6 protein-coding genes are annotated in these 8,111 nt (G+C 73.2%); 3 read left to right on the plus strand and 3 right to left on the minus strand.

Annotated features, from left to right (window positions below; translation table 11 throughout):
• Nucleotides 1-156: 156 nt before the first annotated feature.
• Together ACSNOD_RS25210 and ACSNOD_RS25215 are read left to right on the plus strand one after the other, a co-directional pair.
• Nucleotides 157-1,614: a catalase gene (locus tag ACSNOD_RS25210; protein ID WP_436769337.1), complete on the plus strand. Its 1,458-nt coding sequence runs from the start codon at nucleotides 157-159 to the stop codon at nucleotides 1,612-1,614.
• A 208-nt stretch (nucleotides 1,615-1,822) separates the two neighbouring features.
• Nucleotides 1,823-2,593, plus strand: coding sequence for a hypothetical protein (locus tag ACSNOD_RS25215; RefSeq protein ID WP_436769341.1), 771 nt, complete (start codon nucleotides 1,823-1,825; stop codon nucleotides 2,591-2,593).
• Nucleotides 2,594-2,605: 12 nt separating this feature from the next.
• On the opposite strand, the gene ACSNOD_RS25220 is transcribed toward ACSNOD_RS25215, so the two are convergent.
• On the minus strand, nucleotides 2,606-4,225 hold the full coding sequence (locus ACSNOD_RS25220) for an AMP-binding protein (protein ID WP_436769338.1): 1,620 nt from the start codon (nucleotides 4,223-4,225) through the stop codon (nucleotides 2,606-2,608).
• Nucleotides 4,222-5,898: an AMP-binding protein gene (locus ACSNOD_RS25225; RefSeq protein WP_436769339.1), complete on the minus strand. Its 1,677-nt coding sequence runs from the start codon at nucleotides 5,896-5,898 to the stop codon at nucleotides 4,222-4,224. The genes ACSNOD_RS25220 and ACSNOD_RS25225 overlap by 4 nt, the downstream gene beginning before the upstream one ends.
• Nucleotides 5,899-6,047: 149 nt before the next feature.
• Between ACSNOD_RS25225 and ACSNOD_RS25230 the strand changes: the two genes are divergently transcribed.
• Nucleotides 6,048-6,911: a helix-turn-helix domain-containing protein gene (locus ACSNOD_RS25230; protein ID WP_436769342.1), complete on the plus strand. Its 864-nt coding sequence runs from the start codon at nucleotides 6,048-6,050 to the stop codon at nucleotides 6,909-6,911.
• Between the two features lie 11 nt (nucleotides 6,912-6,922).
• On the opposite strand, the gene ACSNOD_RS25235 is transcribed toward ACSNOD_RS25230, so the two are convergent.
• On the minus strand, nucleotides 6,923-8,111 hold a 1,189-nt coding region (locus tag ACSNOD_RS25235; protein WP_436769340.1), incomplete at its 5' end, for an AMP-binding protein.

Below are 8,111 nucleotides of genomic sequence, written 5' to 3' on the forward strand. Positions count from 1 at the left end.
GCGGTGGCTGCCGACAACTGTCCTGTCGCGCCAGGCGCCACCGCCGCCCGGCACCACACTTCAACAAACTGTTGACGCCGTTCCCGGCCGTCCCTACGCTCCACCACGCGGAACCCGACTTCCGCCACCCCGCACGGAAGGGTCATCACCCGCACCATGCCGAAGCCCACGCTGACCACCGAGTCCGGCGCCCCCGTCGCCGACAACCAGAACTCCGCCACCGCCGGCGTCGGCGGCCCCCTGCTGATCCAGGACCAGCACCTGCTGGAGAAGCTGGCGCGCTTCAACCGCGAACGCATTCCGGAGCGCGTGGTGCACGCCCGCGGCTCGGGCGCCCACGGCCACTTCGAGGTGACCGACGACGTCACCGGCCTCACCACCGCCGCGTTCCTCGGCGCGGTGGGCCGGCGCACCGAGGTCTTCGTCCGCTTCTCCACCGTCGCCGACAGCCTCGGCGGCGCCGACGCCGTGCGCGACCCCCGCGGCTTCGCGGTGAAGTTCTACACCGAGGAGGGCAACTACGACCTCGTCGGCAACAACACCCCCGTCTTCTTCATCAAGGACCCGCTGAAGTTCCCCGACTTCATCCACTCGCAGAAGCGCGACCCGTTCACCGGCATGCAGGAGCCCGACAACGTCTGGGACTTCTGGGCGCACTCCCCCGAGGCCACCCACCAGGTCACCTGGCTGATGGGCGACCGCGGCATCCCCGCCTCGTACCGCCATATGAACGGCTACGGCTCGCACACCTACCAGTGGACGAACGCCGAGGGCGAGTCCTTCTTCGTCAAGTACCACTTCAAGACCAACCAGGGCATCCGCTGCCTCTCCGGGGAGCAGGCCGCCGAGGTGGTCGGCCGGGACGCCAACTCGCACCAGCGCGATCTGCTCCAGGCGATCGAGCGCGGCATGTACCCGTCCTGGACCCTGTACGTGCAGGTGATGCCCGCCGCAGAGGCGCCGGGCTACCGCTTCAACCCCTTCGACCTGACCAAGGTCTGGCCGCACGCCGACTATCCGCTGCGCCGGGTCGGCCGGCTCGTCCTGGACCGCAATCCGGACAATGTCTTCGCCGAGGTGGAGCAGGCGGCCTTCTCCCCCAACAACTTCGTGCCCGGCATCGGCCCCTCCCCCGACAAGATGCTCCAGGGGCGGCTCTTCGCCTACGCCGACGCGCACCGCTACCGGCTGGGCGTCAACCACACGCAGCTCGCGGTGAACGCCCCCCGGGCCACGGCCGCGGCCAACTACGGCCGGGACGGTCTGATGGCGGTCAACGGCCAGGGCCGGCACGCCAGGAACTACGAGCCCAACTCCTACGGCGGTCCCGTGGAGACCGGCCGCCCGACGGTCGCCCCGCTCCCCGTCTCCGGCCACACGGGCTGCCACCCGGCGCCCGCCCACACCAAGGACGACGACTTCTTCCAGGCCGGGGAGCTCTACCGGCTGATGCCCGAGGACGCCAAGCGGCGCCTGGTGGCGACGATCGCGGCGGGGCTCTCCCAGGTGAGCCGCGACGACGTGATCGAGAAGAACCTCGCCCACTTCCGGGCGGCGGACGCGGACTACGGGGCGCGCGTCCGGGCGGCGGTCGAGGAGCTCCGCGACCGCTGAGGCGCGTGTTCCCGAATGGTCCTCCGGCGTCATACGGGTCTCGTACGCGGCCCGTCCGGCGCCCGCGGACCGGCCCGTACGCGCCCGCGGACCGGCTCGTACGCGATCCGTGCGATCGGAATCGGCCAAGCCCCTGCCGGAAGGGGCCCCCGTCGTGGACCATGGAAGCCGAGCCCCGACCGTCGACACCCCCGTGCTGGAGCCGCACATGGCAGAGAGCGTGCCGGTGGCCTGCCCGGCGTGCCGCCGCGAGCAGTCGTTCACCCCGCCGACCTTCCCCTGTCCCTGTGGCGCGCCGGTGACCGTCCCCGTGCTGCCTGGCCGCCCCCCGGAGCCGCTGGAGCACCCCACCTGGGAGAACACCTGGGTGGCGGTCCGCTGCCCGGCCTGTGGGCGGCAGGACGAGTGGCCGCACCCGGAGATCGGCTGCGCCTGCGGCGCCGTGCTGCGGCCCGCCGTGGCGCCCGTACCCGCGCCCAGCCCGTCGGACCTCGCCCCCTCGCGCGCCGGTGGCGGGGCGTCCGCCCCCGCTCCCCGGCCGGTGCCCGCGCGGGCGCCGTGCGACACCGCCCCGCTGTCCTCCGCGGTGCCCCGCCCAGCCTTCCGGCCGGTGACGATCCGCACCGGGCGGGACGCGGTCACGGCCGCCGCCCAGTACCTCAAGTGGCTGGGCTTCCGCGAGGTGGTGCGGGCGAGCGACCACCCGGTGTCGGGGGTGGACCTGCGCGGCCGGGACGTGATCGCCCAGGTGGACCCCACCACCCGGCCGTCGACGCTGCGCGACATCGAGTGCCTGTGGCTGAACGCCCTCAACTCCTCGCTGCCCGGGGTGTTCTTCTCGCTCGCCGGGTACGCGCGCGAGGCCCGGGCGCGCGCCGACGAGTTGCGGCTGCCGCTGTTCGTCATGGATCTCACCGGCACTCCGCAGCCGGTGAACGACGCGGCGGACGATCTGATCCGCATGGGCCCGGGCGCCTGACGGGACTGGGTTTCACCCCGGAGCCGTGAAGCCCTCCCGCAGTTCCACCTTGCGCACCTTCCCGCTGACCGTCATCGGGAAGGACTCCATGATCCGCAGATGGCGCGGGATCTTGTAGTGCGCGAGCCGCCCCCGGCAGTAGCGGGCCAGCTCGTCCCGGGTGAGCGGGTCGGCCGGGTCGCGGAGCACGACACAGGCGAGGATCTCCTCGCCGTACTTCTCGTCCGGCACGCCCACCACCTGCACATCCGCGATCTTGGGGTGGCCGTACAGGAACTCCTCGATCTCGCGGGGGTACACGTTCTCCCCGCCCCGGATGATCATGTCCTTGATCCGGCCGACGATCCGGACGTAGCCGTCCTCGCCCATCACCGCGAGATCACCGGTGTGCATCCAGCGGGCCGCGTCCACCGCCTCCGCGGTGCGCTCCGGCTCGTCCCAGTAGCCGAGCATCACGCTGTAGCCGCGGGTGCACAGTTCACCGGCCTCGCCCCGGGGCAGGGTCCGCCCGGTCACCGGGTCGACGATCTTCACCTCGAGGTGCGGCAGCACCCGGCCGACCGTGCCCGTGCGGCGCTCCAGGTCGTCGTCCCGCCGGGTCTGGGTGGAGACCGGCGAGGTCTCCGTCATGCCGTAGCAGATGGCCACCTCGGCCATGTGCATCTCGGCGACCACCCGTTTCATCACCTCCACCGGGCACGGCGAGCCGGCCATGATGCCGGTGCGCAGCGTCGCCAGGTCGTAGGTGGCGAAGTCGGGCAGCCCCAGCTCGGCGATGAACATGGTGGGCACCCCGTAGAGCGAGGTGCAGCGCTCGCGCTCGACCGCGTGCAGCGTCGCCGACGGGTCGAAGGTGGGGGCGGGGATGACCACGCACGCGCCGTGGCTGGTCGCGGCGAGGTTGCCCATCACCATGCCGAAGCAGTGGTAGAAGGGCACGGGCAGACAGATCCGGTCCGCCTCGGTGTAGCCGACGAGTTCGCCCACCCAGTAGCCGTTGTTGAGGATGTTGTGGTGGGAGAGGGTGGCTCCCTTGGGGAACCCGGTGGTGCCGGAGGTGTACTGGATGTTGATCGGGTCGTCGCAGGAGAGCCGCGCCTCCCGCTCGGCGAGCCGCTCCCGGGGCACCTCGGCGCCCAGGGCCAGCAGCCTGTCCCAGGTGGGGTCGTCGATGTACACGACGTCGCGCAACGCGGGGCACTCGGCCCGCACCTGCTCGACCATCCGCCGGTAGTCGCTGGTCCTGTAGGTGAGCGAGGAGACCAGCACCTCGATGCCCGCCTGGCGCAGCACATAGGCCAGCTCGTGCACCCGGTAGGCGGGGTTGATGTTGACCATGACGGCGCCGATGCGGGCGGTCGCGTACTGCGTCAGCACCCACTCGGGGCAGTTGACCGCCCAGACGCCGACCCGGTCGCCCTTGTCGACGCCCTTGGCCAGGAGCCCGAGCGCGACCTCGGCCACGGCCTCGCCGAACTCGGCGTAGGTCCAGCGGCGCCCGGTGGGGACGTCCACCAGCGCCTCCCGGTCGGGGTGGGCCGCGATGGCGCGGTCGAGGTTGGCGCCGATGGTGTCGCCGAGCAGGGGGGCGAGGCCGGGGCCGCTCTCGTACGACAGAGGGGGTGCGCTCACCGGTGGTCCTCCTCGCGGTACTCGTCGGCGGCGCCCCGGGCGGTGCGCTCGCGCAGTTCGACCCGGCGGATCTTGCCGGAGACGGTCTTGGGCAGATCGGCGAACTCCAGGCGCCGGATGCGCTGGTAGGGCGCGAGGACCTCGCGGGAGTGCGCGAAGAGCACCTTGGCGGTCTCGGGGCCCGGCTCCCAGCCGGCCGCCAGCACCACGTACGCCTTGGGCACGGCGAGCCGTACGGGGTCGGGCGCCGGCACCACCGCGGCCTCGGCCACGGCCTCGTGCTCCAGCAGCGCGCTCTCCAGCTCGAAGGGGGAGATCTTGTAGTCGCTGGCCTTGAACACATCGTCGGCGCGCCCGAGGTAGGTGATGTATCCGTCGGCGTCGCGGGTGCCGATGTCGCCGGTGCGGTAGTAGCCGTCGGCCATCACCTCGGCCGTGCGCTCCTCGTCCCCTCGGTAGCCGGTCATCAGGCCGACGGGCTCGCGGGCCAGGTCGAGGCAGATCTCGCCCTCGTCCGCGGGCCGGCCGGTGACCGGGTCGAGCAGGGTCACCTCGAAGCCGGGCAGCGGCCGGCCCATGGAACCGGGCTTGACGGGCTGGCCGGGGGTGTTGCCGATCTGCACCGTGGTCTCGGTCTGGCCGAAGCCGTCCCGGATGGTGCGGCCCCACACCCGGCGGACGTGTTCGATCACCTCCGGGTTGAGCGGCTCGCCGGCCGCGATCAGCTCGCGCGGCGGGGTGCGCAGCCGGCCCAGGTCGGCCTGGACCAGCATGCGCCAGACGGTGGGCGGGGCGCAGAAGCCGGTGATCCTGTGCCGCTCCAGCTCGGCCAGCAGCCGGTCGGCGTCGAAGCGCGTGTAGTGGTGGACGAAGACGGTGGCCTCGGCGGTCCAGGGGGCGAAGAAGTTGCTGTAGGCGTGCTTGGCCCAGCCCGGCGAGGAGATGTTGAGGTGGACGTCCCCGGGCCGCAGCCCGGTCCAGTACATCGTCGACAGATGGCCGATCGGGTACGAGGCGTGGGTGTGCTCGACCAGCTTGGGCCGGGCGGTGGTGCCGGAGGTGAAGTAGAGCAGCAGCGGGTCGTCGGCGTCGGTGGGGCCGTCGGGGGTGAAGTCGTCGCTCTCGCCGTACGCGTCCTCGTAGCGCAGCCAGCCGGGGGGCGTCGAGTCGCCGACGGCCGTACGGGTGTAGTCGCCGGGCACCGACGCGAACTTGGGCGTGTCCTCGGCCCGTACGACGACGTGCCCGACCGCCGCCCGCTCGATCCGGTCGGCGAGATCGGCCCGCCCGAGCAGCGGGGTGGCCGGGATGAGGACCGCGCGCAGCTTGATGGCGGCGAGCAGGGTCTCCCACAGCTCGACCTGGTTGCCCAGCATGACCAGGAGCCGGTCCCCCGCGCGGACGCCCTGCCCGCGCAGCCGGTTGGCGACCCGGGCGGAGCGGGAGGCCATCTCGGCGTAGGAGAGCCGCGCCTCGGTGCCGTCCTCCTCGACGATGTGCAGCGCGGTGCGGTCGTTGCCCTCGGCCACCGGGTCTAACCAGTCCAGGGCCCAGTTGAAGTGCTCGGGCCGGGGCCAGCGGAACCCCTCGCGAGCCGCCGCGTAGTCCTCCCGGTGGTCCAGCAGGAAGTCCCGTGCCGCGCGGAACTCCTCGTGCACGTCGCCGCCCCCCATGTCCCCTCTCCCCTCTCCGTGACGCCCCGCACTGGCATCCTGTAGCAGTGACGTGAGTCTCACCACCCCCGAACGGGGGGAACCGGAGGGGTGGCGTGCCGGAATCGCGAGAGCGCGACGCCGAGATGCGGGGGGACATGCGAGGCGAGATGCGCGCGGCGCTGGAGCGGCTGCGGCGCACCAGTGGGCTGCCCGTGGTGTTCGGCGGTCTGATGGGCGAGGCGGGGGCGGGCCGGTTCCGCATCGGCGAGCTGTCGGGCGCGGTGACGGGCGCCCTGCGCGGGCTGGCCATCAGCTCCGGCAGCGGGCTCGGCGGCAAGGCGGCGGCGCTCGGCCGGCCGGTCGCCGTCACGGACTACTGCTCCTCACGGGCCATCAGCCACGAGTACGACTCGGCAGTGGCGGCGGAGGGGCTGCGCTCGGTGCTCGCGGTCCCGGTGGTCGTGCGGCGCAGGGTGCGCGGCGTGCTCTACGGGGCGCTGCGGCAGCCGCTGGCCCTGGGCGACCGGCCGCTGACGGCCGCGGTGGCGGCGGCGCGCGCGCTGGAGCGGGCGTTGCTCGCCCGCGAGGAGGCAGAGCGGCTGCCGGGGGTGGAGCGACTGCCGGCGGCGGAGCGACTGCCGGCCGTGGGGCCGGACGGCCGGGCCGAGCCGCACCGGGGGGCGTGGGAAGAGGTGCGGGAGGCGCACGGCGAACTGCGCGCGCTGGCGGCGCGCGTGGTGGACCCGGTGCTGCGGGGCGATCTGCTGGCGGTGTGCGGGCGGCTGGCCGCGGCGGCCGTGCCGGGGGCCGCCCCGGACGGCACGGCGGGCGAGCGGGTGCGGCTGGCCCCGCGCGAGGTCGACGTGCTCGCCTGGGTCGCCACCGGGGCGACCAACGCGGTCGCCGCGCACCGGCTGGGGCTGCGGCCCGAGACGGTCAAGGGGTATCTGCGGTCGGCGATGCGGAAGCTGGGGGCGCGGACGCGGCTGGAGGCGGTGGTCGCGGCGCGGCGCGCGGGGGCGCTGCCGTGAGGCGACCGCGCTCAGCCGTGGAGGGACACCGCGAGCCGCTCCCGTAGCGCGCTCTTGCGGACCTTTCCGCTCGCCGTCAGCGGGAACTCCGTCATCACCACCACGTGCCGCGGCACCTTGTAGCGGGCCAGCCGCCCCCGGCAGTACTCCGCGATCTCCTCGCGGTCGATGCCCGACGCCCCGTCCGCGAGGATCACACAGGCCGCGATCTCCTCCCCCAGCCGCTCGTCCGGGACGCCCACCACCTGCACGTCCGCGATCGCCGGGTGGGTGTGCAGCAGTTCCTCGACCTCGCGCGGCGAGACGTTCTCCCCGCCCCGGATGATCATGTCCTTGATCCGGCCGACGATCCGGACGCAGCCGTCCTCGGCCATCGTCGCGAGATCACCGGTGTGCATCCAGCGCGCGGCGTCCACCACCTCCGCCGTGCGCTCCGGCTCGTCCCAGTAGCCGAGCATCACGCTGTAGCCGCGGACGCACAGCTCGCCCGGCTCGCCGAGGGGGACGGTGAGCCCCGTGGCCGGGTCGACGACCTTCACCTCGATGTGCGGCAGCGCCCGGCCCACCGTGCGGGTGCGGCGGTCCAGGTCGTCGTCGCGGCGGGTCATGGTGGCCACCGGCGACGTCTCGGTCATGCCGTAGGCGATGGCCACCTCGGCCATGTGCATCTCGGCGACCACCCGCTTCATCACCTCCACCGGGCACGGCGAGCCGCCCATCACCCCGGTGCGCAGGGAGGAGAGGTCGTAGGTGGCGAAGTCCGGCAGCCCCAGCTCGGCGATGAACATGGTCGGCACCCCGTACAGCGCCGTGCAGCGCTCCCGTTCCACCGCGTGCAGCGTCGCCGCGGGGTCGAACGACGGCCCGGGGAGGACCGCGCAGGCGCCGCGGGCCGCGGTGGCGAGGGTGCCGAGGACCATGCCGAAGGCGTGGTAGAGCGGCACGGGGACGCAGACGCGGTCGACCTCGGTGAAGCCCAGCAGTCCGCCGACGGCGTAGGCGTTGTTGAGGATGTTGTGGTGCGTGAGGGTGGCGCCCTTGGGCGAGCCGGTGGTGCCGGAGGTGTACTGGAGGCAGACCGGGTCGTCGCAGCTCGACTCCGCCTCCCGGGCGCGCAACAGGGCGACGTCCACCGACGCTCCGGCCGCCAGCAGCGCGTCCCAGGAGGGGTCCGCGATGTGCACGACCTCGCGCAGCGCG

The sequence above is a fragment of the Streptomyces sp. URMC 123 genome (assembly GCF_051386515.1).
Lineage (GTDB): Bacteria > Actinomycetota > Actinomycetes > Streptomycetales > Streptomycetaceae > Streptomyces.

Excerpts from the sequence above, each read along its gene's own strand:
- ACSNOD_RS25210 (WP_436769337.1), top strand. The coding sequence starts at position 157 with ATGCCGAAGCCCACGCTGACCACCGAGTCCGGCGCCCCCGTCGCCGAC.
- ACSNOD_RS25215 (WP_436769341.1), top strand. The coding sequence starts at position 1,823 with ATGGCAGAGAGCGTGCCGGTGGCCTGCCCGGCGTGCCGCCGCGAGCAG.
- ACSNOD_RS25225 (WP_436769339.1), bottom strand. The coding sequence starts at position 5,898 with ATGGGGGGCGGCGACGTGCACGAGGAGTTCCGCGCGGCACGGGACTTC.
- ACSNOD_RS25230 (WP_436769342.1), top strand. The coding sequence starts at position 6,048 with ATGCGCGCGGCGCTGGAGCGGCTGCGGCGCACCAGTGGGCTGCCCGTG.